At 70.5% G+C, this 23928-nt stretch carries 25 protein-coding genes and 1 pseudogene; 11 read left to right on the top strand and 15 right to left on the bottom strand.

The genetic code is table 11. The features are described 5' to 3' along the window. Positions 1 to 957: a LysR family transcriptional regulator gene (locus JMF97_RS26485; protein WP_203223991.1), complete on the bottom strand. Its 957-nt coding sequence runs from the start codon at positions 955 to 957 to the stop codon at positions 1 to 3. 70 nt (positions 958 to 1027) lie between these two features. On the opposite strand from JMF97_RS26485, the gene JMF97_RS26480 reads away from it, so the two are divergent. Next, a complete protein-coding gene (locus JMF97_RS26480) occupies positions 1028 to 2038 on the top strand; it encodes a YeiH family protein (protein ID WP_203223990.1) in 1011 nt (336 codons plus the stop codon). Positions 2039 to 2167: 129 nt separating this feature from the next. Here JMF97_RS26480 and JMF97_RS26475 read toward each other — a convergent pair whose 3' ends face one another. From JMF97_RS26475 to JMF97_RS26465, 3 genes are all read right to left on the bottom strand, one after another. After that, positions 2168 to 2782, bottom strand: coding sequence for an AAA family ATPase (locus tag JMF97_RS26475; protein ID WP_203223989.1), 615 nt, complete (start codon positions 2780 to 2782; stop codon positions 2168 to 2170). Positions 2783 to 2793: 11 nt separating this feature from the next. Next, a complete protein-coding gene (locus tag JMF97_RS26470; RefSeq protein ID WP_203223988.1) occupies positions 2794 to 3432 on the bottom strand; it encodes a DUF998 domain-containing protein in 639 nt (212 codons plus the stop codon). An 84-nt stretch (positions 3433 to 3516) separates the two neighbouring features. Continuing rightward, positions 3517 to 4068: a winged helix-turn-helix transcriptional regulator gene (locus JMF97_RS26465; RefSeq protein WP_203223987.1), complete on the bottom strand. Its 552-nt coding sequence runs from the start codon at positions 4066 to 4068 to the stop codon at positions 3517 to 3519. Between the two features lie 121 nt (positions 4069 to 4189). Here JMF97_RS26465 and JMF97_RS26460 point away from each other — a divergent pair, with 121 nt between their 5' ends. Then, positions 4190 to 4894 (top strand): SDR family oxidoreductase, encoded by a 705-nt coding sequence (locus JMF97_RS26460; RefSeq protein ID WP_203223986.1) that lies wholly within the window; start codon positions 4190 to 4192, stop codon positions 4892 to 4894. A 5-nt stretch (positions 4895 to 4899) separates the two neighbouring features. On the opposite strand, the gene JMF97_RS26455 is transcribed toward JMF97_RS26460, so the two are convergent. The 4 genes from JMF97_RS26455 to JMF97_RS26440 form a co-directional block, all read right to left on the bottom strand. After that, a complete protein-coding gene (locus JMF97_RS26455) occupies positions 4900 to 5319 on the bottom strand; it encodes a DUF4259 domain-containing protein (protein WP_203223985.1) in 420 nt (139 codons plus the stop codon). 117 nt (positions 5320 to 5436) lie between these two features. Further along, a complete protein-coding gene (locus JMF97_RS26450; protein ID WP_203223984.1) occupies positions 5437 to 7389 on the bottom strand; it encodes an ABC transporter ATP-binding protein in 1953 nt (650 codons plus the stop codon). Between the two features lie 263 nt (positions 7390 to 7652). Beyond that, positions 7653 to 8912 carry a barstar family protein gene (locus JMF97_RS26445; RefSeq protein ID WP_307817115.1) on the bottom strand — a complete coding sequence of 420 codons (1260 nt, stop codon included), beginning with the start codon at positions 8910 to 8912 and terminating at the stop codon, positions 7653 to 7655. Positions 8913 to 9057: 145 nt separating this feature from the next. Next, a complete protein-coding gene (locus JMF97_RS26440; protein ID WP_203223983.1) occupies positions 9058 to 9831 on the bottom strand; it encodes an SDR family NAD(P)-dependent oxidoreductase in 774 nt (257 codons plus the stop codon). A gap of 158 nt (positions 9832 to 9989) precedes the next feature. On the opposite strand from JMF97_RS26440, the gene JMF97_RS26435 reads away from it, so the two are divergent. The 5 genes from JMF97_RS26435 to JMF97_RS26415 all read left to right on the top strand — a co-directional run bounded on the left by JMF97_RS26435 (position 9990) and on the right by JMF97_RS26415 (position 15070). After that, the gene (locus tag JMF97_RS26435) at positions 9990 to 10889 is read left to right on the top strand and encodes an AraC family transcriptional regulator (RefSeq protein WP_307817114.1); all 900 of its coding nucleotides are present in this window, start codon (positions 9990 to 9992) and stop codon (positions 10887 to 10889) included. Positions 10890 to 11007: 118 nt separating this feature from the next. Beyond that, entirely contained in the window at positions 11008 to 12585 is a 1578-nt protein-coding gene (locus JMF97_RS26430; RefSeq protein WP_203223982.1) for a phenylacetate--CoA ligase family protein, read from the top strand. Between the two features lie 2 nt (positions 12586 to 12587). Further along, a complete protein-coding gene (locus tag JMF97_RS26425; RefSeq protein WP_203223981.1) occupies positions 12588 to 13028 on the top strand; it encodes a DUF4188 domain-containing protein in 441 nt (146 codons plus the stop codon). Next, positions 13025 to 14104: a GNAT family N-acetyltransferase gene (locus JMF97_RS26420; RefSeq protein WP_203223980.1), complete on the top strand. Its 1080-nt coding sequence runs from the start codon at positions 13025 to 13027 to the stop codon at positions 14102 to 14104. The genes JMF97_RS26425 and JMF97_RS26420 overlap by 4 nt, the downstream gene beginning before the upstream one ends. Then, positions 14105 to 15070 (top strand): nitroreductase family protein, encoded by a 966-nt coding sequence (locus tag JMF97_RS26415; RefSeq protein ID WP_203223979.1) that lies wholly within the window; start codon positions 14105 to 14107, stop codon positions 15068 to 15070. It begins immediately after the preceding gene. A gap of 33 nt (positions 15071 to 15103) precedes the next feature. Here JMF97_RS26415 and ybiA read toward each other — a convergent pair whose 3' ends face one another. Beyond that, complete coding sequence (ybiA, locus tag JMF97_RS26410) at positions 15104 to 15676, bottom strand: riboflavin biosynthesis intermediates N-glycosidase (RefSeq protein ID WP_203223978.1); 573 nt, start codon at positions 15674 to 15676, stop codon at positions 15104 to 15106. A gap of 262 nt (positions 15677 to 15938) precedes the next feature. Between ybiA and JMF97_RS26405 the strand changes: the two genes are divergently transcribed. Next, positions 15939 to 16772 (top strand): bifunctional 5,10-methylenetetrahydrofolate dehydrogenase/5,10-methenyltetrahydrofolate cyclohydrolase, encoded by an 834-nt coding sequence (locus JMF97_RS26405; protein WP_203223977.1) that lies wholly within the window; start codon positions 15939 to 15941, stop codon positions 16770 to 16772. An 81-nt stretch (positions 16773 to 16853) separates the two neighbouring features. Here the strand turns inward: JMF97_RS26405 and JMF97_RS26400 are convergent, their stop codons facing one another. Beyond that, positions 16854 to 17372, bottom strand: coding sequence for a hypothetical protein (locus JMF97_RS26400; RefSeq protein WP_307817113.1), 519 nt, complete (start codon positions 17370 to 17372; stop codon positions 16854 to 16856). A 134-nt stretch (positions 17373 to 17506) separates the two neighbouring features. After that, positions 17507 to 18079 (bottom strand): GNAT family N-acetyltransferase, encoded by a 573-nt coding sequence (locus tag JMF97_RS26395; RefSeq protein ID WP_203223976.1) that lies wholly within the window; start codon positions 18077 to 18079, stop codon positions 17507 to 17509. Positions 18080 to 18286: 207 nt separating this feature from the next. On the opposite strand from JMF97_RS26395, the gene JMF97_RS26390 reads away from it, so the two are divergent. Then, entirely contained in the window at positions 18287 to 18631 is a 345-nt protein-coding gene (locus JMF97_RS26390) for a hypothetical protein (RefSeq protein ID WP_307817112.1), read from the top strand. Positions 18632 to 18730: 99 nt separating this feature from the next. Here the strand turns inward: JMF97_RS26390 and JMF97_RS26385 are convergent, their stop codons facing one another. Then, positions 18731 to 20119 (bottom strand): IS701 family transposase, encoded by a 1389-nt coding sequence (locus JMF97_RS26385; protein ID WP_203220259.1) that lies wholly within the window; start codon positions 20117 to 20119, stop codon positions 18731 to 18733. Between the two features lie 134 nt (positions 20120 to 20253). Between JMF97_RS26385 and JMF97_RS26380 the strand changes: the two are divergent. Beyond that, positions 20254 to 20433 (top strand): annotated as a pseudogene (locus tag JMF97_RS26380) (alpha/beta hydrolase); the annotation flags it as partial. A 126-nt stretch (positions 20434 to 20559) separates the two neighbouring features. On the opposite strand, the gene JMF97_RS26375 reads toward JMF97_RS26380, so the two are convergent. Then, positions 20560 to 21045, bottom strand: a complete 486-nt coding sequence (locus JMF97_RS26375; RefSeq protein ID WP_238360188.1) for a MarR family winged helix-turn-helix transcriptional regulator — start codon at positions 21043 to 21045, stop codon at positions 20560 to 20562. A gap of 121 nt (positions 21046 to 21166) precedes the next feature. On the opposite strand from JMF97_RS26375, the gene JMF97_RS26370 reads away from it, so the two are divergent. Further along, positions 21167 to 21817, top strand: coding sequence for an FMN-dependent NADH-azoreductase (locus JMF97_RS26370; protein ID WP_203223975.1), 651 nt, complete (start codon positions 21167 to 21169; stop codon positions 21815 to 21817). 62 nt (positions 21818 to 21879) lie between these two features. Here JMF97_RS26370 and JMF97_RS26365 read toward each other — a convergent pair whose 3' ends face one another. Both JMF97_RS26365 and JMF97_RS26360 read right to left on the bottom strand, forming a co-directional pair. Beyond that, the gene (locus JMF97_RS26365) at positions 21880 to 22554 is read right to left on the bottom strand and encodes a GntR family transcriptional regulator (RefSeq protein ID WP_203223974.1); all 675 of its coding nucleotides are present in this window, start codon (positions 22552 to 22554) and stop codon (positions 21880 to 21882) included. A gap of 239 nt (positions 22555 to 22793) precedes the next feature. Next, positions 22794 to 23822: a 1-aminocyclopropane-1-carboxylate deaminase gene (locus tag JMF97_RS26360; protein WP_203223973.1), complete on the bottom strand. Its 1029-nt coding sequence runs from the start codon at positions 23820 to 23822 to the stop codon at positions 22794 to 22796. Positions 23823 to 23928 lie beyond the last annotated feature (106 nt).

Raw genomic sequence — 23928 nt, 5'->3', positions numbered from 1 at the left:
CTAGCTTCGACCCGGTGGCTTCCGGTCCTTGGTGATCGTCGTGGGCCGGGCCGGGGGCGTCGTGGGGGAGGTGTCGATAGCCTGCAGCAGTGCGGTGGCCGACCCGGTGAGCCGCCGACCCCGCGGCCACACCGCGCGCAGGTCCCGCCGGAGCGGCAGGTTGTCCACCGGCACGGTGACCAGGTGGCCGGTGGCGAGTTCCGTCTCGACGGCGTGCCTGCTGAGCACCGCGGGCGCGGTGCCGGTCATCGCCGCGCCCTTGACGGCGGCGTTCGAGCCGAGGGACAGGTGCGGCGGCGCGGGGTCGAGGTCACGCAGGGTCAGTTCCAGGGTCTCCCGGGTGCCTGAGCCCTGCTCTCGCACCACGAGCCGGGTGGCCGCCAACTCCGCCGGACGCAGCGGGCGACGACGACGGGCCCAGTCATGCTGCGGCGCCACGACGACGACCAGGTGATCGTGCCCGACGATCATGTGATCGAGTCCGTCGGGCACGTTCGGCCCTTCGATGAACCCGATGTCGACGCTGTCGTCGGTCACCAGCATCCGCGCGACTTCCGTGGAGTTGACGACGGTCAGGCCGACCTGCACATCGGGTTCGCGCTGCGCAAGGCGGTGCAACCACCGGGGGAGCAGGGCCTCGGCGACGGTCATGCTCGCCGCCACGCGCAGGCGCGCCGCCCGCGCGTGACGCATGGCGGTGAGGCTGTTGTCGAACTCGTCGGCGACGGTCAGCAGCCGCAGCGCCCACGTCACCACGACCTGCCCGTCGTCGGTCAGCACCGAACCACGCGGGGTCCGGGTCAGCAGCGGAAGCCGTACCTGCCGTTCCAGGGCGGCGAGGCGCTTGCTGGCCGACGGCTGGGACATCCCCATCGTGCGCGCGGCCCGGCCGACGCTGCCCAGCTCCGCCACCCCGACCAGCAGGCGCAGCGACACCAGGTCGGGAAGCACACTCATAACCCCAGGCTATGACCTGCACCCCGGTGGACGGCTACTGGAGCGGGCCAGATCACGTGAAGCTGTCCCTATGACGATCAAGGAGGCGACCGGCGTCGTTCCCGCCACCGGTCGGGGCAGCCCCCGCCTGCTGCCGGGACTGCTCGTCGCCGCCGGTGCCGCCGCCGTCGGACATCTGGTGAATCTCCGGTTCGGCGCCGCCAGCCCGCTGGTGGTGGCGATCGTGCTGGGTATCGTGCTGACCGCCTGCGGCGGCAACCGCCCGTGGCTGCGGCCCGGCCTGCGGTTCGCCGCCACCACCCTGCTGCGGATCGGCATCGTGCTGCTCGGCCTGCAACTGGTGCTGACCGATGTCGTCGGGTTGGGTGTCGGGCCGATCCTCGTCGTGACGCTGGGGGTGGCCGCCAGCTTCCTCGCCACCCGCCGGGTGGGCCGACGCCTCGGCCTCACCGCCGACCGCTCGTTGCTCGTCGCGACCGGGGTGGCCATCTGCGGCGCGTCGGCCGTGGCAGCGATGAACCAGGTAGGTGACGGCGAGGAGGAGGATGTCGTCACCGCGGTCGCGGTCGTCACCGTGCTCGGTACGGTGTCCATGATCGCCCTGCCCGCCCTCGGTGTGCTGTTCGGCCTGGACGAGGTGCTGCTGGGCCTGTGGGTGGGGGCGAGCGTGCACGAGGTGGGCCAGGTCGTCGCGGTCGGCGGCGCGGTCGGCGCCACGACCCTGTCGGCGGCCGTCGTCGTCAAGCTGTTCCGGGTGCTGCTGCTCGCCCCGCTCGTCGCCCTGGTGGCCCTGGAACGCCGGACCACCGGTGACGTACGCAAGCCTCCGATGCTGCCCTGGTTCGTCGTCGGCTTCGTCGCGGCGGCGATGCTGCGCGCGACCGGCTGGCTGCCGACAGGTGTCCTCGACCTCGGGTCGGTGGCGGGCACGATTCTGCTGGCCGCAGCCATGTTCGCCCTCGGTGCCGCGGTCAACCTGCGCTCCGTCGCCCACGGCGGCCGCACCGCGTTGACCGCCGGGACGGTCGGCACCGTCGTCCTGTCAACCGTCACACTGGTCGGCCTGGCCCTGACCACCTGAGCCCGGACGGGCGGGTACGACACCGGCTCCGTGACGAATTTCTCCCCACCCAACTGCATACATGCGCTGGCCGCCGGCGCGGACCCGAACGTCCCTGTGGGCCCGTCTCAGATGGGATCGCCTGTGTCGTCAGGAACGCCCGCTGCGGTGGGCGGCTTCGTCGGCTTCGTCGGCACAGCGCCGGCAACGCCTCGGGCAGGGCGTCTGCGGTACGGCGTGCGTGAGGCCGCTGGCATCCAGGATCGCGGCGACCGTCTGGTCGAAGGTGTGGGTCTCGGGGATGACGATTTCGTCGACGCGGTGGAGCAGGTCGCGTGGGGTGTACCACTGGTGCATCTGGGCCGGTGTGACGGGAACGGGTTCGCTGCGGTTGCGGTGACGGCGGACGGTTTCGTCGAAGGACACGTCCAGGTAGAAGACCGACGCCGGTCCGGGATGGTCGGTGATCAGCTGATGCAGGGCGCTGGCGTAGCGCTCGGTGTGCAGGATGCCTTCGAGGATGACGTGGTAGCCCAGGTCGAGGGCGGTGCGGGCGGTCGCGGCGATGAAGGCGGGGGCGACCGGGTCGACATGGCTGCTGTCGTGTTCGCCGAGCACGGTTCTGCGCAGGTGGTCCTGCTCCAGCAGGGCGGCGCCACGTCCGAAGCGGCGACGGACCTCCTCCGCTGTGGTCGTCTTTCCGCTTCCCGAGTTGCCGCGAATGATCACCAGCGTTGGCGGTTGCATGGTGATCGGTGCTCCCATGACACCCTCCTTCACCTTAGGGCGGTGGGCCGGCGGGCAGCGGTGCCGCGCTGCCGTCGTCGGCCGGAGGCGGTGCGCAGCCCGGCGACCACCAGCAGGGGTGCGAGCGCCTCCGCGCCGGCCGCGACCCGTTCGGCCAGGCCGATCCGCTCACCGCCGGTAGCCAGCTCGGCCACGAACCAGGCCACCGGCAGCGCCAACCCGACCGTCAGCGCCGCCCAGGGTGCCCGCCGTCGGGCGCGTCCACTCGTGGTCGTGGTGCGCGGCGCGGCGAGGGCGGGCCAGAGCGCCAGCGCGCCGAAGGCCACGGTGGCAGCGAGTTTGTGCGGCACCGAGTCCCCGCCGCCGGCCGGCAGCGGGAACGCCGCCACCGCCAGGGTCCCCACCCCGCCGAGGGCGAGCAGGGCCCGTCCGGCCGGCGCGAGGGGACGTAGCCCGGCGGCGGTCACGCAGTGACACAGTCCGAGTCCGGCCAGGCCGAGCGTCATGATCCACCGGTCGGTCGCGTCGACTGCGGCGAGCGCGCTGATCGTGTCGGTGACCTGGTCGAACCCGCCGGGCTGGCGGGCCGCACCGAGGGTCCAGCCACCGATCAGGAGGATGGGCGCTGCCGCGGCGGAGGCCAGCGCCCATCGGGGTACGACTCGCATTCCCGCACCGTACGTGTTGACCGGCCGAGCTGTCGATGATCAACGAGGCGGACGGGCTGCCCGTTTGGTCATCGAGCCGCAGCGTCAGTCGGAGTGGCGAGGCTGCCGGCGCGCCGCTGTCGCGTACGCCTCGTCCTTGAGCCGCGCGGCAGCCTCTCCGAGTGGCACGTCGTGCCCCTTGGTGCACCTGACGTGGGCGGAGAGCGGGGCCCCGCAGCCACGGTGAACGAGTTCGACGCCGGTGCGGTGGTCGTCGCCGAGCAGTTCACCCCACTGCACGAGGGCCACGATGATCGGGAAGAGTGCACGCCCACGGTCGGTGAGCAGGTATTCGTCGCGGGTGCGCTTGCCGGGTTCCTGGTAGGGACGCCTGTCGACGATGCCGTCGGCGTACAGCTGCTTGAGTCGCCCGGCGACGACGGCCTCGCTCAAGCCCGTACGGCGAGCCAGCTCGTCGAACTTCGTGCCCCCGTAGAAGAGCTCACGGACGATCAGCATGGCCGAACGCGTGCCGATCAGGTCGAGCGAGCGTTCGATGCGGCACCAACCCGCGGCCGTCCAGTCGTCGCGCGCGGCGAACGTGCCCAGACGCTCGAGGGCGTCGGTGGACTCGACCTGTCCCTCGTCGTGATTCATGACACCCATCCTACCCTGACTTTGCTTCTCCGAAGTCAGGAAGGCTAGATTGCTGACTATGGCTGACACTAGTCAGCCGGATTTTCGAACGCGGCAGCCATGCGCCACGGAAGGATCTGACATGCCCAGTCTCAACGGAGCCGTCGTGCTCATCACCGGAGCCAACGGTGGCCTCGGCACCCACTTCGTTCACCAGGCCCTCGACCGGGGGGCGGTCAAGGTGTACGCCGCCGCCCGCAACCCACGGGACTGGAACGACGACCGCATCGTCCCCCTCGTCCTGGACGTGACGTCGCCGGAGTCCATCGCGGCCGCCGCCACCGTCGCCGACGACGTGACCATCGTGATCAACAACGCCGGGGCGTTGAACGGCGCCAGCGTGCTCGGCGACCTGGCGGCGGCACGGGAGCTGTTCGAGACCAACTTCTGGGGCGCGCTCGCGGTGACCAACGCGTTCGCTCCGGCGCTGAAGACCTCGCGGGGCACGGTGCTCAACGTGCTGTCCGTCCTGAGCTGGCTCGGCATCGGCGACGCCTACAGCGCCACCAAGGCGGCACTCTGGCAGGCGACGAACACGCAGCGCATCAAACTCGCCCCCGAGGGCGTGCACGTCGCCGCGTTGCACCTCGGGTACGCCGACACCCCGATGACCAGGGACGTCGAGGCCCCCAAGCTCGACCCGGCCGACGTCGTCCGCTCGGCGTACGACGGGATCGAAGCTGGCAGCTACGAGATCCTCGCCGATGAGCTCAGCGGCCGGGTGAAGGCCGGACTCGCAGGGCCGGTCGAAGGGCTCTACCCGCAGCTCGCCGGAGCCCGCGCCTGACCCGGCTACTGGGCTGTCAGGACTCCCCGCAGGTCGTGGACGACGTCGAAGGCCGGATTGGTGGGTCCTGCGGCGTCCTGCCACAGAAAGTGCCACTCCGAGTCGGCGGCCATGATCCGGTCGAGGGCCCGGGCCGCGAGCGGGGCCAGGTCGTCGGGCAGATCGAGCCGACCACCGTCGAGCAGGAAATCCGGTGCGTACGAGGAGGTGATCGCCGGCCCGCCGGGCCGCTGCGCGGCGACGATCACGGCTGCGGCGATCGCCTCGCAGGCGACATCGGCGTCGAGGTAGCCGGCCTCGCCGGCGGCCCGGCTCAGCGCCTCGCGGACCAGCATCGGGCGCCTGGCCACGTCGGCGTCGTCGAGATCACCACACCAGTCGGCGGCGGTGTCGTTGTCGAACGGCCCGCTGTCCCACGTCCCCATGCCAACTCCCAAGATCGGTTGTCCGGCATTCTCACATCGACCACCGACAAGATTCCCCGAGCAGGGCGGCGGCCGTCGTGCAGCGCGGAGGTGCAGCCGGCCGGATGCCGTGGTGCGTCAGGTGGAGGCGGTGGGCTGGCGGGGCAGCGGTGACGTGGCCGGGGTGGTGCGGTAGCCGGCAGCTTGGAGGGTGAACAGGTCGGCGTACCGTCCGCCTGCGGTCATGAGTTGGTCGTGGGTGCCGGTTTCGACGAGCCGGCCGTGGTGCAGGACGTAGATGCGGTCGGCGTGCCGGACGTTGGCGAGCCGGTGGGTGATCAGGATGGTGATGCCACGTCCCTGCCGGTCGCGGATGGCCTGGAACAGGGCGTCCTCGGCGCGAGGATCGAGGGCGGACGAGGGTTCGTCCATGATGAGCAGGTCGGCGTCGCGCAGGAAACCACGGGCGGCCGTGATGCGTTGCCACTGTCCGCCGGAGAGGTCCTGACCACCGGCGAAGGTGCGGTCGAGCAACGTCTCGTAGCCGTACGGCAGATCGGTGATCATGTCGTGGGCGACGGCGCGGGCGGCGGCGGTCTCGATGCGGGCCTGTTCGGGGACGGTGGTGATGTCGCCGATGGCGATGTTCGTGGCGGCCGTGAACGGCCAGTTGTGGTACTCCTGCGTGACGACGGCGATCCGGGCGTGCAGCGCGTCGTTGTCCCAGTCGGCCGCCGGGCGGCCGTTGTAGCGGATGGTGCCGCCGGTCGGGGTGCGCAGGAGAGCGATCATGGTGGCGAGGGTCGACTTGCCGGAGCCGTTCTCGCCGACGAACGCCACCGTCTGCCCGGCCTGGATGTGCAGGCTCACCCCGTCGACGGCGGCGGTCTCACGGTCGGGATAGCGCAGGCTGACGTCGTCCACCACGATCTCCCGCAGTTGGTCAGGTGCGTCCGCCGCGGGGGCGGCGGGCGGGGGCAGGTAGTCGGCGGCGCGGGTCATGAAGCCGGTGTAGTCGCGGAAGTGCTGCCCCTCGGTGTAGATCCGGTCGGTCTGGAAGGTGACCACGGCCAGGGACCGCTGCGCGGACTGGACGGCGATCACGCAGGTCGCGGCGGCCGCGAGGGGGATCTGCCCGTCGATGAGCAGCAGACCGAGCAGGACGTACACCACGGCGGTCGCGATGCCGCCGATCATCGCCCCGACGGTGGTGGTCGTGGTCACCCGGCGGGCGAGGGCGAGTTGGATGTCGGTCTCGACCCCCATGACCCGGTCGTACTGGTCGAGCAGGAAGCCACGCAGACCGTAGGAGCGTAGTTCGGGGGCGGAGTCACGTTCGGCCATCAGGCGGTGCAGCAGCCACATCCGTCGCCGCCGCACCGACCCGGCGGCATAGGTCCGGTAGCGCAGATGCCCGGCCCGCAGCGACGCCCACCCGTTCGGCACGGTGGCCACCAGCAGGGCGAGCAGCAGCAGCGGGTGGATCACCACGACGGCGATCGCGACGGCGAGCACCCCGGCCAGGCCGGCGAGCAGGTTCATCGACGCCTGCACCAGGTCGGTGGTGGAGGTCGAGCCGCGGGTGGCCCGTTCCATGTCGTCAGCGAACGCGTCGGCGTCGAACGCCTCCAGCCGTACCGCAGTGGTCATCTCGAACAGCCGTCGCTCGACCTCCCGGTCGACCTTCGGGGTGAGGCCGTTCTGCGCATACCCCATCGCGGCTGTCATGGTCGCTCGCAGCGCGGTCACCGCCGCCAGCGCGATCAGGGCGGGTAGCGCCGCGATCACCTTGTCGGCGGTCGGCCCGCCGGCGAACAGTTCCACGAGCACCCGCTGCGCCGCGAGCAGCCCGAACGCCGACATCACCCCGGCGCCGACGGTGGTTACCGCCACGACCGAGGTACGCAGCCGGTCGGCCCGCCAGCTGACGACGATGGCGGCCCAGACCAGGCGGGGCAACTCGGAGAAGACCGCGAACAGGCTGGCCTCAGCCCGCGCCCGTACCCCGGTCTCCCACCACAGCTCCCGCAACTCCGGCAGTACGGAATCCTGCCGTGACGACGTACGGGCGCCATGCTCTGTCGTGGACATGGAAGTACCTCCCGGAAACGAGCAGGATCGGCTGCGGTGGCGGCGTGGACTGGCGTTGGCGGAGGTGCCCCGACGGTGACGTCGGCGGACGTTGTGGACCGCACTCATCAGCTCGCGCGTGCCACGCCGAGATCCGGGACGACGTCAGATCGCAGCGTGTAGCAGTCCACTACCGCAGAGTAGTGGCCTGTTGTGTCGGGAGGATGCCACGCAGCGCAGTTCCGACACACGCCTGCCCGGGTGACTCCGATCGGGCGGCGTGGTCAGCGGAGGTCGACCTCGACCTGGTGCGCCGCGAGGATGTCCAGCAGATCGTCCAGAGTGGTCGCCGGTGCCAGCCGACGTCCGTCATAGCCGGCGACGAGGTGCGCGCGGGCGACGGCCGAGTCGTGCCACACCAGCCGGAACGGTGTCCGTGCGCCGAAGTCTCCGCGCAGGCAATCGTGGAGTGCGTGGAGGTTCCAGCCGAAGTACCCGCCGGGGCCGTTGATCGCCTCGCCGATCGCGCAGTAGAACCCGTCGATGTCGGTGACGTACCGCCCGTCGAGGTCATAGGTGGTGCCGGGTGGCTGTTCGGCGGCATCGACCCGGTGGGCGAGTGTCACCCCGGCCCAGTGGTGGCGCAACTTGCGGTGGTGGCCCGCCCACTCGTTCCTCGCTGCGGGCCGATGGGTACGCCACTGCTCCAGGATGTCGAGGACCCCCAGCGGCAGTGGCTCCCGTGGATCGCTGTCGACGGTCACGTCGAGAAGCCCGGCACCGAGACGCGACGGCTCGCCCGCGACGACCGTTCCGGACACCAGGCCGTCGATCACCGGGCGGATCGCGCCGTCGGCGGCTGTCATGTGCACCTCGGCGCGGATCCGACGGCGACGCCGGGAAGCCTTGCTCGCGTTGCCGACCGCACCGAGCGCGGTGAGCAGCGGCGTTTCCGGCCGGCAGCCGAGCAGTCTGACCTGTGGCACCGGCGGTGCGGCCCGCTCGCGGAACACGCCACTCACATCCCGGCAGGTGCCGTAGGGCGTATCGTCCCGGCCCAGCAGGGCGAACTCGGCGACGTCGGGACGTACCACCGCCTCCGTGCGGTCGTAGACGTGGACGAACCCGTCGAGTTCGACGTCCACGGTCTGCGGCATCGTCGTACTCGGTCGTCGACCGAGTACGACGACATCGCCAAGATGTTCGCCGAACCAGGACAGCGACCCGGGCGGTGCCGCCAGCGAGATGTCACCCAGCCAGGCGCGTTCGGTGCCGAGCGCCTCGACGGGCAGCCGATCCAACAGCTCGGCAAGCGCGCCGTCCGGGGCGCAGCCCACGAGGGTGAACCGCTCCCGCGGCCGGGGCGGCAGGTCGACGAACAATCCCTCGATCTCGGCGCACAGCGCCAGCGGGATGTCGTCGGAGTCGGAGTCGTCGACGCCGACACGGCCGAGGAGCAGCCAGCGGGGAGCGGCCGGATGCTCCCAGCCCCACCGCCGCTGCACCGGCGTACGCCCAGCCCCGGAATCGGCGTTCGTCACCACGTCGCGACCCTATCCCCAGATCATCTGCCGCAGGTCGAGCGGGCGTCGACGCCGGTTCGACCTGCCGAAGGGCTGACGGCCAGGCCGACCGTGCCGCGTCCGCCCGCGCGCCCGTTGCCGGGCGGCGGGCGGACACTGTGGGCGCTCAGAGGTCGTAGCCGCCGGAGACCTCGATGTTCTGCGCGGTGATCCATCCGCCGGTGTCGTCGAGCAGGGTGGCGATGACCTTGCCGATGTCGTCGGGCTCACCGAGGCGGCCGAGCGCGGTCTTGGCGGCGAGCATCGGGATCACCTCCGGGTACGCCTCGAAGCCCACGACGCCCGAGGCGTCGGAGAGCCGGGTACGCGTCGGCCCTGGTGAGACGGCGTTGACCCGGATGCCACGAGCGGCGAACTCCTTGGCCATGTAGCGGGTCAGCACGTTCAGGCCACCCTTCATGGTGGCGTACGCGGAGTAGCCGGCGTCCACCAGGCCGGTGGGCAACGCCGAGTTGCTGCTGACGTTGACGATGGCGCCACCGTCGGCGATCAGCGGCAGCAGCGCCTGGGTGAGGAAGTAGGGGCCCTTGAGCAGCACCCGCATGAACCGGTCGAACAGTTCCTCGGTGGTGTCCTCGAACATCGCCATCCCACCGAAGCCGGCGTTGTTGACCAGGTGGTCGAAGGTGTCCCGCTGCCAGGTGTCGCGCAGCGCGGTGACGACGTCGTCGCGGAAGGCCGGGAAGGTGTCGCTGCGGCCGATGTCCAGCCGGAGTGCGACGGCGGTGCCGCCCTCCTTCTCCACGGCGGCCACCGTGTCCTGCGCGCCGGCAGGGTTGCCGCTGTAGGTCAGGATGACGCCCGTGTCGCGCTTGGCGAGTTGGATTGCCGTGCTCTGGCCGATGCCGGAACTGGCACCGATGACGATTGCGACCCGCATGCTGTCCACCTGTTCATTCGTGGAGCTGCTGTCAGCTCCCGGCGATTCAGATGAGTCCATCTGATCAGCCTGAACAGGTGATCTGTTAGAAGGATGTTCCCAACCTCTTGCCTGATTCTCTCATGTCGTGGAGGCAGGGTTCGTGCTTCAATTGTCCGGTGTCGCTTGACGAACTGAGGGAGCTGCTGGCCCGCCATGCCCGCCCCGACGCCAGCACCGCCATCGACGGGGTGCTGATCGGTCGGGCCGAGCAGGCGCACCTGCCCTCGGCGTCGATGTCCGGCACGGTGCTGGCGCTCATCGCCCAGGGCGCGAAGACCCTCGCCCTCGGCGACCGGGTGTACGAGTACCGCTCCGGCCAGTACCTGATCGCCTCGGTCGACCTGCCGGTCACCGGCCACTACACCGAGGCCAGCCGCGAGCGCCCGGCCCTCGGGTTCGGCCTCGTCCTGGAGCCGACGGCGATCGCCGACCTGCTGCTCGACACGCCACCGGGAAACCTGCCCCGGACCCACGGCGCACCGTCCGCGCTCGCCGTCAGCGACGCCCCGGTCGAGCTGATCGACGCCGCGGTACGGATGCTGCGGTTGCTGGAGACGCCCCGCGACATCCCGGTGCTCGCCCCCATGATCAAGCGGGAGATCCTGTGGCGTCTCGTCACGGGGGAGCAGGGCGAGACAGTCCGCCAGATCGGCCTGGCCGACAGCAACATCGCGCACGTCAGCCGCGCGGTGCGCTGGATCCGCGACAACTACCGGGAAGCGTTCCGGGTGGAGGAGGTCGCCCAACTGTCGGGCATGAGCCTGTCCGCGTTCTACCGCAACTTCCAGGCCGTCACGGCGATGAGCCCCATCCAGTTCCAGAAGCAGATCCGTCTCCAGCAGGCTCGGCTGCTGCTGGCCACCCACCCCGACGACGTCACCGGCGTCGGGTACGCGGTCGGGTACGACAGCCCGTCACAGTTCAGCCGCGAGTACCGCCGCCACTTCGGCACCCCACCCAGCCAGGACGCCACCCGTCTGCGGCGTACCGCTCACCCCGTGCCCGCCATGCCGTAGCGGTCGATTCGGTCGCCGGGGCACGCGTCGGCGTCACCGTCGACTGAGTAGGGATGCTCAGGGCGGACACCGTTCGCGGTCTCAGGTGTCGGCCCGTCGGCATCGCGAGGATCATGGCATGGCCGATCTGCCGCACCGACACCTCGCTCTGCGTACCACTGAATCACCGTTGCCGGCTCTGGCCGCGCGTGGCCGGCAGGCCGTGCTGGCCCCCCTCGGGCGCGCGGTCGCCGCGTTGAGCCGGCTCGTCGGCCGCCACCCCGCCGGGTGGCGGTGGATGGCGCGGCGACACCATCCGGCCCTGGACACGCTGGCCGCGGCGCACGCGCAGGCCGTCTGCGTACGGGCCGCCCGGCAGGTGCCCGCCTACCGGGCCTTCCTGCGTGCCCGTCCGGCCGGTGTGCGTCGTCGGCTGACGGATTTTCCGGAGACCGACAAGCTCGGGTACGTGGTGGCCCACGACGCCGCCGCACGCTGCTGGCAGGGGCGGTTGCCCACCCGAGGGGTGGTGGTCGACGAGTCGGCCGGTTCGTCGGGGCGGCCGTTTAACTGGCCGCGGGGGGACCGGGAACTGCGGGCGGTGCACCGGGACATCGTCGGCTACACCGGGTTGGTCTTCCCGATGCGTCGACCGTTCGTGATCAACGCGTACTCGATGGGGGCCTGGGCGACCGGGACGACGACCGGTGCCGCGATGGCCCGGATCGCCGTGGTGAAGAACACCGGGCCGGACCTCGGGAAGATCGTCGACACGCTGCGCGAGTTCGGCCCCGACTTCGACTACCTGGTGACCGCGTACCCGCCGTTTCTCAAGCATCTGCGCGACCGGCTCGACGCCGAGGAGTTCCCCTGGTCGCGGTACCGCATCTACGCCAGTTGCGGCGGGGAGGGGATGACCGAGGCGCTGCGCGACTACCTGGAGCAGCGGTTCGCGCTGGTCCGCTCGGCGTACGGGGCGTCGGACCTGACCATCGGCATCGGCGCGGAGACCCGGTTCACGGTGTGGCTGCGGCGGCGGCTGCAGAACGACCGGGCGCTGCGGGCCGAGTTGCTCGGCGCCGACGAGCAGCGGCTGCCGATGGTGTTCCAGTACAACCCGTTCGCCACCTACCTGGAGACCAACGAGCACCGGGAGTTGATCTGCACGGTCACCGGTGACGTGCTCCAGCCCCGGCTGCGCTACAACATCGGCGACGAGGCGCTGCTGGTGCCGTACCGGCGGATCGTCGAGTTGGCGCACGCCGACCCGGTACGCCGGGTCGAGTTCCGCACCGCCGCCTCGGTGGAACGGATGACCCTGCCGGTGTTGCTGCTGTTCGGCCGACGGGACTCCACGGTCTCCTACCTGGGGGCCAACCTCTACCCGCAGGACGTCGAGTACGGCCTCTACACCGGCAACCCGTACGCCGCCGAGATCAGTCGTTTCTGTCTGGCGCTGGTCGAGGACGCGGCGCTGGAGACCCGACCGGTGATCCACATCGAACTGCGCCGCCCGCTGCCCGCGCCGCAACGCGAGGCCCTCGCCGCCGCCTGCCGCACCGGGGTACGCCGGCACCTCACCTCGGTCTCCCGGGACTTCGCCCAGTCGCTGATGGAGGACCCGACCGCCGGTGACCTGCGAGTGGAACTGCACGAACCCGGCAGCGGCCCGTTCGCCGGCGAGAACAAGATCAAGAACGTCTACCTGGTGAGGTGACCATGCGTACCCGTGACTTCTCCCGCGCTCCCGCGCAGGCCCGCGCCGGGGCCATGTTCATCGGCGCGACCCGCTACAGCAACCCGCTGGTCCTGCTGCGGCTGGCACCGGCCTGGTTCCGGATGGTCCGCGACATGCGACGGATGTCCGGCTACTGCTGGCACACCGTCTACTGGCAGTTCCCGTTGACGCTCGGCACGATCGCCTTCTTCACCGACCGCGACGCGATGCTGCGCTTCGCCCGGACCCGCCAGCACCGCCGGCTGATGGTGTGGCTGACCGACGGCACCCGCAACGCGACCGCCGGCTTCATCCGGCTCTACACCGCCGCCCCCGACGGCTACTCCAACGGCACGTGGCGTGCCGAAGGCCCGGAGATGGGACACATCGCCACCTTCACTCCGATCGGCGCGGAGACCACCGGGCCGGAGGTCGTGCGGTGACCACCCGGTTCGAACGGGTCACCGGCCGCCGGGACCTGCGGGACTTCCTCAGCCTCACTGACCGGCTGTACGCCGGCGTTCGGCGGTACGTGCCCATCCCACGCCAGCAGATCCGGCGGTGGTGGCGCGACGGCGTGCCGATGTACCTGCTGCGCGACGCCACCGGCACGGTGATCGGACGCACCACCCTGCACACCGACGCGGCCTTCGACGCCAAACTCGGCCGCCGCTGCCAGCTCTTCGGGCTCACCGAGTTCACCGAGCCGGCCGCCCGGCCGCTGTTCGACGCGATCACCGCGTATGCCGCCGCCGACCGGGACCTGCTCTTCGGCCCGGTGGCGCTGCTACCCAACCAGGCCGGTGGGGTGATCACCTCCGGGTACGCCGACCGGGGTTTCGTCGACAGCGCCTGGAACCCGCCGCACTACGTGACCGCCTACGAGGCGTACGGGTTCCACCGCCGCTTCGAAGCCGACACCTGGATCTGCCCCGTGCCCGTCCCGGCACAGCCGAAGCCGTCGACATACATAAAATCCGACGGCGTACGCCTCGAAGTGCACCGAGGGGACCTGCGGCGCCTCGACGAGCAGCTCGACCTGCTGCGCGGGATGCTCAACGACTCCTTCGCCCAGCTCGGCTACTACACCCCGATCTCCGCCGAGCAGCTGCGGCGGCAGACCGACGGGCTGGCGTACCTGCTGGACGAGTCGTTGCTGCTCTACCTGACCCGCGACGGCGCTGCGGTGGCGTTCGTGCTCTGCGTACCGGACATCAGCGAGTTCCTGGCCGGCGTGCGCGGCAACCTGCACCCGGTCAACCAACTGCGGTTGCTGGCCTCCCGCCGCCGCTACCGGCGGGAGGCGGTCCTGATCATCAAGGGTGTCGTGCCGCAGTACCAGGGACACGGCTACCAGCGGCTGCTCTCCGCCCACCTGCACCACAACCTGTACGCCGCCGGCTACACCACCCTGCGCAGCACCTACGTCGAGCGGGACAACCCGGCCTCGGCCGCCCAGTACCGACGCCTCGGCGGTCGCCCGCTGCACGGGTACACCTTCTACGCCAAGGAGCGATAGGTGGACCTCGACGCCTTCCGTACGCTCGAACCGCTGTGCTGGCGGGCCCCGAGCGCCCACAACACCCAGCCGTGGCGGCTGCGGTACGAGCCCGCGGCGATCCGCGTCGGATGGGACGTCGCCCACACGCTGCCGGCGGCCGACCCCACCGGCCGCGACCTGCGCCTGTCCCTCGGCGCGTTCGTCGAGACCTGCCTGATCGTCGCGGCCGACGCCGACCTGCACCTGGAGTACGTCGCCGACCCCGACGACCGGTGGGTGGGTCGGCTGCGGCCCACCGCACACCGCTACTCGACCCCCTTCCGCGCCATCGACGTGTGGGAACGCCGTACCGACCGGGGTCGCTTCGCTGCCGGTCCGGGACCGGACGTGCTCGCGGCGGTGGACCGGGTCGCCCGGCGGGCCGGCGGCAGCGTACGGGTCGTGCCACACGCGGGCCGTCTCGGCGCCCTCCTGCGCACCGCCGACCGGCACCTGTACGCGGACCCGGCGATCACCGCCGAACTGCGCCGCTGGCTACGGCTCGACCCTGCTCACCCGAACTACCACACCGACGGGCTCACCGACCGCTGCCTCGCCCTGTCCCGACCCGCCGCGGTGGGGCTGCGCGCGGCGCTGGCCGCGTACCCGGTGCTGCGCCCGCTCGGCCTGCCCCGGCTGCTCGCCGCCGCAGACGACCCGCTCGCCCGGGGCGGCACCGTGCTGGCCCTGGTCGCCCCCGACCGCCTCGACCCGGCCGGGCAGGTCGAGTTCGGACGGGTGCTGATGCGATGCTGGTTGACGCTGCACGCGGCGGGGCTGGCAGCCCACCCGCTCAGCCAACTGATCGACGTCACCGCCACCCGTACGGCCCTCGGCGCGCTGCTGGACGTGGCACCCGACCGGCTGTTGCACGTCGTACGGGTGGGCCTACCCACCCGGCCGGCACCCCGCTCGGCCCGCCGGGTCGCCGGCGGCCCTTCCTGATCAGCCGGTCCCAGATCAGCTCCACGGCCTCGATCAGCGGGCGGCTTCCTGTCCGCGCAGCATCTCGCGGGCCTGCATGAGTGCGAAGCCGAGCAGGTTCAGTCCGCGCCAGCGTGCCGGGTCGCCGGCGTGCGGATGGTCGGCGGCCAGGCCGATGCCCCAGATTCGGTCGAGCGGGCTGGCCTCCACGAGGACCCGCTCACCGGTGCCGGTCAGGTACGTGCGCAACGCAGGATGCTGATCGAACTTCGCGACGGTGCCGGTCAGCACGATGTCGTAGCGGTGCTGCTCCCACACCTGCTGGTCGAAGCCGGTGACCTGCCGGCCCAGCGTCTTCGCCGCGTGCGGGTGCGCCGCCGTCAGGACCCGGGCGGCGATGGCGTCATCGTCGAAGAGGGTCGCCTTGCGCCACATCATGTAGTGCTCGGCGGTGGCGAAACGCAGCCCGTCGATGGTGAACGGCGCCGACCACCACTGACTCAGGCAGCCGGCCCCGACGCTGCCGTCGCGCTGCGGCTGGTGGCCCCAGAAGAACAGGAACTTCAACCGGGCACCCGAGCGCATCGCCGCGGTCAGGTCGGCGACGCTGCGTACTGACGTGACCATGTGAGCGAGTCTGCGGCAGCAGGCGTTGCGCCGCATCGCCATTATCGCGGCGATCGCTGCGCGCCCGCCCCGAGCTGGTCACCAAGACCTGGTGCCTCCGGGCACTGACACCTCAGCGCCCCTGGCAAGGTCACGCTCGATAGTGGATCGAGTGGTCACCTCGCGGTCCGATGCCACTCGATCCCTGATCGAGCGTGACCTTGCCCGTCGAGGGACGCTGCGCTCCCTACGTGGCGAGGCACGTGCATGCAGGGCGTACGCGGTGATCGAGGTTCGAGCCGTGTTCGCCGACATCACCCGGCGGGTCGCTGCCCTACGCGAACGAGGCGTCACGCCCAGCCTCGCCACGATCCTGGTCGGTGACGACGATGCCAGTGCCGGGTACATCCGGATCAAGCAGCGGCAGGCCCGCCAGCTGGGCTTCGACTCACCCCACCGGCACCTGCCCGCGTACGCCACCCAGCGCGATCTGCTCGACGTGATCGCCGATTTCAACGCCGACCCTGACGTGCACGCGGTCCTGCTTCAGTACTCGATCCCCGACCACCTCGACTACGACGCCGCCCTGCTGACCCTGCACCCGGACAAGGACGTCGACGGTCTGCACCCGCTGAACATGGGACGGCTGGCCCTCGGCCTGCCCGGCCCGCTGCCGTGCACCCCCGCCGGAATCGAGGCGTTGCTGGCCCACCATCAGATCCCCGTCGCCGGCCGCGAGGTGGTGATCCTCGGCCGCGGCGCGACGATCGGACGACCACTGGCGATCCTGCTGGCCCAGAAACGCCCGACCGCCAACGCCGCGGTCACCGTCGTCCACACCGGCGTCCCGGACTGGCCGCGCCACACCCGGCGCGCCGACATCCTCGTCGCCGCGGCCGGCGTCCCCGGCATCATCCAGCCCGAGCACGTCCGCCCGGGCGCGGTGCTGATCGGCGCCGGAGTCCGGTACGCCGGCCGCCGGCTCCTGCCCGACGTCGACGAGGCCTGCGCCACGGTCGCCTCCGCGATCACGCCGCGCGTCGGCGGAGTCGGGCCCACCACCGTCGCCATGCTGTTCCGCAACGCCGTCACCGCTGCCGAACACGCCACCACCTGACGCACACCACCGGCGGACGTTGGGGTGGGACTGACCCGCGTCGCAGACCCGTGAGCAGGTGTCGATCAGGAAGCTGCCCTGTCACGAATTGCGGCGAGCCATCCCGCCGTAGAGGTGCACGCGGTGGTCGACGTCGTGGTCCGGTTGCCGGTGTACGAAGTGTTCGGGAGTCACCTGGCCGTAGCTGACGTGCACCAGCCAATCCTCGTAGTACCAGCTCGGGCTGCAGGCGCAGCCGGTGAACCGGAAGTTCGCCCGGTAACGGCCGATCTGACCCGAGGTCAGCGTGAACAGGCGAGTGGAGGCGTACGGTCGCGGATAGGCCGCCGCGCCGGGCAGTCGGTCGACGGCGAGCGTCTGTCCGGTGCGGTCTAGCCAGAGGCCGATGTCGCGGGCCTGCTTGACGCCACCGTGCAGCACCTTCTCCCGGCGTTCGTAGTCGACCGCCTGGTCAGCCAGGACCTCGTGGACGACCACATCGCCGTCCGGCAGCGACCGGGGCAACGCCACGGCCCGGTCGAGGCCACGGCGCGCGTTCGCAGCCGCCGCGCCACGTGCATCAGCCGTCCACCGCACCCGAACCCGCTGAACAACGATCACACCTGAGCTTCGCCCAGCCCGCGCCCCACCCGCCAGCCGATATCCGGCGACCCGCTCGACCGCAGTGCCGCGACCCGCTCGACCGCAATGCCGCGGCCGGTTCGGGTGGCGAGCCCGAACGTGCGCGGGTCAGGTCAGCGCAGGTCGAGCCGCATGAGCACTCGGGGGAACCCGGCGAGTACGGAGGTGGTGTCGGCGGCCTTCACGAAGCCGGCCTGCTCGAAGACGGCGCGGGTGCCGACGTAGGCCATGGTCAGGTCCACCTTTTCGCCACGGTTGTCGACGGGGTAACCCTCGACCGTCGGCGCGCCGCGCTCGCGGGCGAAGGCGACCGCACCGGCCAGCAGGTGGTGCACGATGCCCTGCTTCCGGTGACCCGGCCGCACCCGGAAGCACCACACGCTCCACACGTCGAGGTCGTCGAGGTGCGGGATCCGTCTGTTGCGGGCGAAGCTCGTGTCGGCGCGCGGGTGCACCGCAGCCCAGCCGACGACCTCGTCGCCGTCGTAGGCGAGCACTCCGGGCGGGGGATCGGTCCCGACGAGTTCGCGTACCCGGTCGCCGCGCATCGTCCCGCGTAACTCCTGGTTCTCCTTCGCGCCGATGCGGTAGCTCAGGCACCAGCACACGTTCGCGTCCGGCCGTTTCGGGCCGACGAGAGTCGCGACATCCTCGAACACCGTCGCGGGGCGTACGTCGATCGCCATGACGTCTACCCTGCCACCGCCCACCGACAACGCACTCCCGATCCCGGCAGGACCATCGACCGCGATCCTGTGCTTCGTGAGGCGGAATCGGGCCCGCGACCGTCGTGGGGCCTTGGCGCAGGAGCGCCAGCAATCGGCCGCTGTCGGCGGAGCCGGAGCCGGGTACGGGTCGACAGGGCATTCGAGGCAGTCGCTAGTCTCCCCCGCGTGAGTGATGATCAATGCGACGTGTGGACGCTGCACCGGCGGGACGACGGTGGCTTGCTTGCTGATCTCGTGGTGACCGGTGGTGACTTCCCGTGGCTCAACGCTCATCTCCGCCCGACGGAAGGCTTCCTGGAGGTGCGGCCGCTCTTCGCCGAGGAGTTGCGGTTGCTCGACTGCATCGACCAGGAGGTTGAGTCATGGGAGCGCGCGTACGACGCGATTCGCAGTGCCGTGACGCTGCGGTACCCGAAGGGTCAGGAGGTGCCCGAGTTCCTGCTGCACATCGACGGCGACGAGGCCTGGTGGCGGTGGAGCGACGAACCGTTCGACAAGGAAGACTCCTAGTAGTGCTTTGTTAGGTTGGGACGAGTTGGCGGCAGAGGGGGCAGAACCCGAGCCAGGTCGCGAGTAGGTACTGCAGTTGCCGCAGGACGGCGTACAGGCTCAGGTCTGCCCCACTGCTTTTGGGCGCGCCAGCCGCAGTTGGGTGAGGAACAGTTGGGCGGCCGCGGCGAGGGTGACGTGGCGGTGCCAGCCGATCCAGGAGCGTCCTTCGAAGTGGTCGAGGCCGAGGGCGGTCTTGAGTTCGCGGTAGTCGTGCTCGACGCGCCAGCGGCTCTTGGCCAGGCGGACCAGTTCGGCAAGTGGTGTGTCGGCGGGCAGGTCGGACAGCCAGTAGTCGCTGGGTTCGTCCTGGCCGGGAGGCCACTGCACGAGCAGCCAGCATTCGGGCAGGACACCGTCGTCACCGCGGTGCGGTCCGCGTCGGACGGCCCGGCCGGCGGGGCGCACCCGCAGGGCGAAGAAGTGTCCGGACAGGTCACCGACGGGCCGGTCGGGGTCGCGGTCGGGTGCGGGTAGCCGGGCACGCCAGCGCACCAGACGCGCCGCGTCGGCGCCGTGGGCGAGGGCCAGGTCCTTCAGGCTGCGAGCAGGGTGGGGGTACTTCGGTGTGGGATGGGGGCCGACTCCGGCGTAAGGGACCTCGACGGGCTGGGCGTCACCGGGTTGAGCCGTGGTGCTCGACGTGGTCGCCACGATGTAGCTGATGCCGCGTTCGGTCAGGCCCTGACGGAACTCCGCGACCTGGCCGTAGCCGGCGTCCGCGGTCAACAGCGGCGGACGCAGCCCCCATACGGCCAACTCGTCGAGCATTTCCAGGGCCATCAGCCACTTCGGCCGGTACCGCTCGGCGTCGGGGACCTTCGATGCCGTGCGCCGCCGGCGGATCTGGTCGATCTGCTCGGCAGGCGGCACCTGCACACGCACATGTGGTTTCTTCGCCCCGGCCTGGTCGCGCGTGACCGGCTGCTGGCGCAGCCTGCGGGCGTGCGCGTTCGCGGGCTTGCCGTCCGGGCCGGGGACGCAGGTGTCGTCCCATGACTCCGGCACGAACAGCCGCCAGTTCAGCACCGCCGAGGCGGCGTCGGTCGCCGCGTGGACGCTGACGGCGATCTGGCAGTTGGCGACCTTGCCGAGCGTGCCGGAATACTGCCGGGCCACACACGCCGATGCCTTGCCGTCCTTGGGAAACCCGGTGTCGTCCACCACCCACACCTGCGGCGCCACCAGGTCGACCGCGGCCGCCGCCAGCCGCCGTCGTACACCGGCGACATCCCAGGTCGAGGAAGTCAGGAACTGCTGCAACTGCTGGTGATCGACCCCGAGTCGTCCGGCCATCGGCTGCATCGACTTACGCCGGCCGTCCAGCATCAGCCCACGCAGATACCGCAGACCGGTTGCTCGCTGGTCCGACCGCCGCAACCCCGCGAACACCCCTGCCGCGAAGTCCTCCAACTGCGCCCGCACCCGAGCGATTTCCCGCTCATCCACGCACGCACCCAAACACCAGCACGACGCTCATACAAGCGACACGCCACAACGACCTAACAAAGCACTACTAGGTCGTTTGACTCAATCCCGCCGGTGTGGCCGCCGACACGGTGCCGTCGAGGGGCGGGCATCCGCTGATCGTGCACGGTGACGACGACCAGATCGTGCCGATCGACATCTCGGCCCGGCAGGCGGCGAAGATCGTCAAGGACGTCACCCTCACGATCTACCCGGGTGGCCCGCACGGCATCACCGACACCCACAGGCAGCAGCTCAACAACGACCTGCTGGCCTTCGTCAACAGCTACCGATGAGCACCCGGAGCGGCTGACCCGCCGGCTGCTACCTGATCGCTGTGGTCACCGCGTCCGCCACTGGACGCGGCGACCACGGATCGCCTGTTCGTGGCGGCATTCGACACAGCACGCGGGGGACTGGTGTCACCGGGGTTGGCTAGCGGGCTCCGGCGCTGCGGCGATCTGCCGGGTCACGTGGCAGGCCACCTCGCGCAGGACGTCGATCTGGCTCGGGGTCAGACCGTCGATGACGTAGTGCCGCACGGCCGCGACGTGCCCCGGGGCCGCCGCGACCACAAGATCCCAGCCGGCATCGGTGAGCGTGGCCACGGTGTAGCGAGGGCTCTCCGGGTCGGGCGCGCGGCGCAGCAGCCCTCGTTGCTCCAGCCGTTTGACGACGTTCGACAGGCGCGACAGCGAGGAGCTGACGAAATTGGCCAGGTCACTGAGGCGCATGGTCCGGCCGGGTGTCATGGACAGGCCGCTGAGCACGAAATAGTCGAACAGCGTGAGGTGGCTGTCGCGCAGCAGTTGGGCGTCGAGGGCACTCGGCAGGTTGAACATCAGCTTGGCCAGCGCAAGCCAGGCGTCGCGCTCGTGGTCGGTCAACCACCGAGGTTCGTCAGACATGTCGCAAGAGTATGCCGCTCGGTTCGGCCATGAGTGAGGCATCTCTCATACTACTTCAAACTTGAAGCAGATGCTCTAGCCTCGGATTCAACCTTGAACCTACATGCCGAGGAGAGTAACCGTGACCCTGTTCAGGCTGGACGCCAGCATCCGTACGCACGGGTCCGCGAGTCGGGAGATCGCGGACATCGTCGAGCAGGAGTGGCTGGCCAACCGTCCCGGTGACACCGTCGAGCGCCGTCATATCGGCGTGGACACCCTGCCGTCGACCGCTTGGGCGGCGGCGCTGTCCGCCTCGATGACGCCGGCCGAGGAGCACACCCCCGAGCAGCAGGAGGCGGTCGCTCTCGCCGCGACGTTGGTGGACGAGTTGCTGGCCGCCGAGGCGTTGCTGTTCGCCGTGCCGCTCTACAACTACGGCGTCTCCCAGCACTTCAAGACGTACATCGACCTGGTGTTGACCGACCCTCGGGCCAATGGGCAGCCGTTCCTGGCGGGCAAGCCCGTCGTGCTCGCCACGGTGCGTGGTGGCGCGTACGGTGCCGGTACTCCCCGGGAGGGCTGGGACCACTCGACGGCGTACCTGCGCCGGATCCTCGCCGACTGCTGGGGTGCCGACCTCACCGTGATCGAACGGGAGTTCACCCTGGTCGGGGTCGCACCCGCGCTGGACGCCTTCGCCGACGTGGCCGCGGAGATGCATGCCGGGGCGTTGGAGTCGGCGCGGGAGGCCGGTCGCGCCCTCGGCGGCGCCCTGAGCGTCACGAACTAAAGGGGCGTCTCGAGAGCGGAACGCGCGAAGCGGCCGGGGCGGTGGAGGGCTGGGGTGCTACCTCAGCCGGGTGACCCAGGAGTGTCGGTGTTGAGCAGGGGAGCGAGCGTCTCCCAGTTGGCGCGGGTGGCGGCCGCCGCCCCCGCGACATCACCTGCTGCGCACAGGGCGATGATCCGATCGTGTTGTGCGACCGAGTCCCGGCCGCTGAGCGAGGAGAAGCGCAGTCGCTCCAGGCGACGCAGCACCGGGGTGAACTGTTCGAGCACGTCGCGCAGGGCCTGGTTGGCGCTGGCCGTCACCAGGACGCCGTGGAAGTCGTCGTCGGCGGCGGTTGCCGCCTCCACGTCGTTGCGTCGCAACGCGTCGGCGAACCGTGCGTTGGCCTCGCGCATGGCCTCGATCTCGGCGGTGGAGAGGTTCGGCAGGGCCTCTCGAACGGCCAGTTCGTGCATGGCCGCCGTGACCGACTGGGCGTTGCGGGCGGCACGGACGTCCAGTGGGCTGACCATCGTGTACCGGCCGGGTTTGGTCTGGACCAGACCTGCTTGCTCCAGGCGGGCCAGCGCCTCGCGGACCGGGGTACGGCTGACACCGAGCCACTCGACCAGGTCGCTGTCGTTCAGGCGTTCGCCGGGGGCCAGCGTGCCGCCGACGATGGCGTCGCGGATCGCCCGGTAGGCGTCATCCCGAAGGAGCGATCGGGGCGCGAGTCCGCGACCCTGTGGAACAGGCATGCAATATGTTGGGCACCGGCTGCTCCCACTGTCAACCGGGCCCACCGTGCCCCGCCTTGACTCGACGCGCAGGACGCCGGTGCTGCTCCGGCCCGGGCCTGCTGCCGGTGGTCACGCGCAACCTGCGGCCCGAGAATGCGGCGGCGGATCCGTCCGGTGCAATTGCCTCTCACGGAGGCCGGAAATCGGATCGGTGTGTGCATTTCGTGGCCGACCGATAATCAGCGTGCCGATGTCGGTCAGTGCGCCACGGAATCGTCGGAGTCGAAGACACTGCTGTAGGCGTTCAATGCGAGTTGGCCCCCCAGATGGGCATACAGAACGTTCGAGTCCGCCGGAATGTCGTGGCGGCGAACGAGGTCGATGAGACCGGCCATCGACTTGCCCTCGTACACCGGGTCGAGGATCACGCCCTCCAAACTCGCGGTCAGCCGGATGGCATCGACAGTGGACCGGACCGGAATGCCGTAACGGTCCCCGGCCCAGTCTTCCATCACGACGATCTCGTCGTCGTGGAGGTCACGCCCCAGCTCGATGAGCGCGGCGGTGTTGCGGGCGATCTTCTCGACCTGGCGACGGGTGTCGTCGATCTTCGCGGAGGCGTCGATGCCGATCACCCGTCGTGGTCGGTCCTGGCCGGCGAACCCGGCGATCATGCCTGCCTGGGTGCTGCCGGTGACGCTGCACACCACGATGGTGTCGAAGAAGACGCCGAGCTCGCGTTCCTGTTGCTCGACCTCGTAGGCCCAGTTGGCGAAGCCCAGCCCGCCCAGCGGGTGGTCGGACGCGCCGGCGGGGATCGCGTAGGGCACGCCACCGGCGGCCCGCACCTCGTCCATCGCCTGCTGCCAGCTCTCCTTGAAGCCGATGCCGAAGCCGTCCTTGGCCAGCCGCACGTCGGCGCCCATGATGCGCGAGAGCAGGATGTTGCCGACCTTGTCGTTGACCGGGTCCGGCCAGTCCACCCAGCTCTCCTGCACCAGTACGGCCCGCAGGCCGGCCCGGGCGGCGGCAGCGGCCACCTGCCGGGTGTGGTTGGACTGCACTCCACCGATGCTGACCAGGGTGTCGGCACCCTTGGCGAGAGCGTCGGCCAGCAGGTACTCCAGCTTGCGGGTCTTGTTGCCACCGAAGGCCAACCCGCTGTTGCAGTCCTCCCGCTTGGCCCAGACCCGGGCACCTGCGAGGTGATCGCTGAGCCGGTCCAGCGGGTGCACCGGGCTGGGGCCGAACAGCAGCGGAAAGCGCGGGAACGCGTCGAGGGTCATGGGGGACTCCTTCAGGGCCGCACGGTGGGGATGCCGGCGAGGAATGCAGAATATTGCACATCGGATTATCGGAGGTTGTCAAGGTGTGCTCGCGACGCGGAGCCGC

Origin of the sequence: Micromonospora fiedleri, from assembly GCF_016774385.1 — a bacterium.
Taxonomy (GTDB): domain Bacteria; phylum Actinomycetota; class Actinomycetes; order Mycobacteriales; family Micromonosporaceae; genus Micromonospora; species Micromonospora gifhornensis.
Note: the sequence above shows the minus strand (reverse complement) of the source record. Positions and strands in the feature narration are given on the sequence as shown.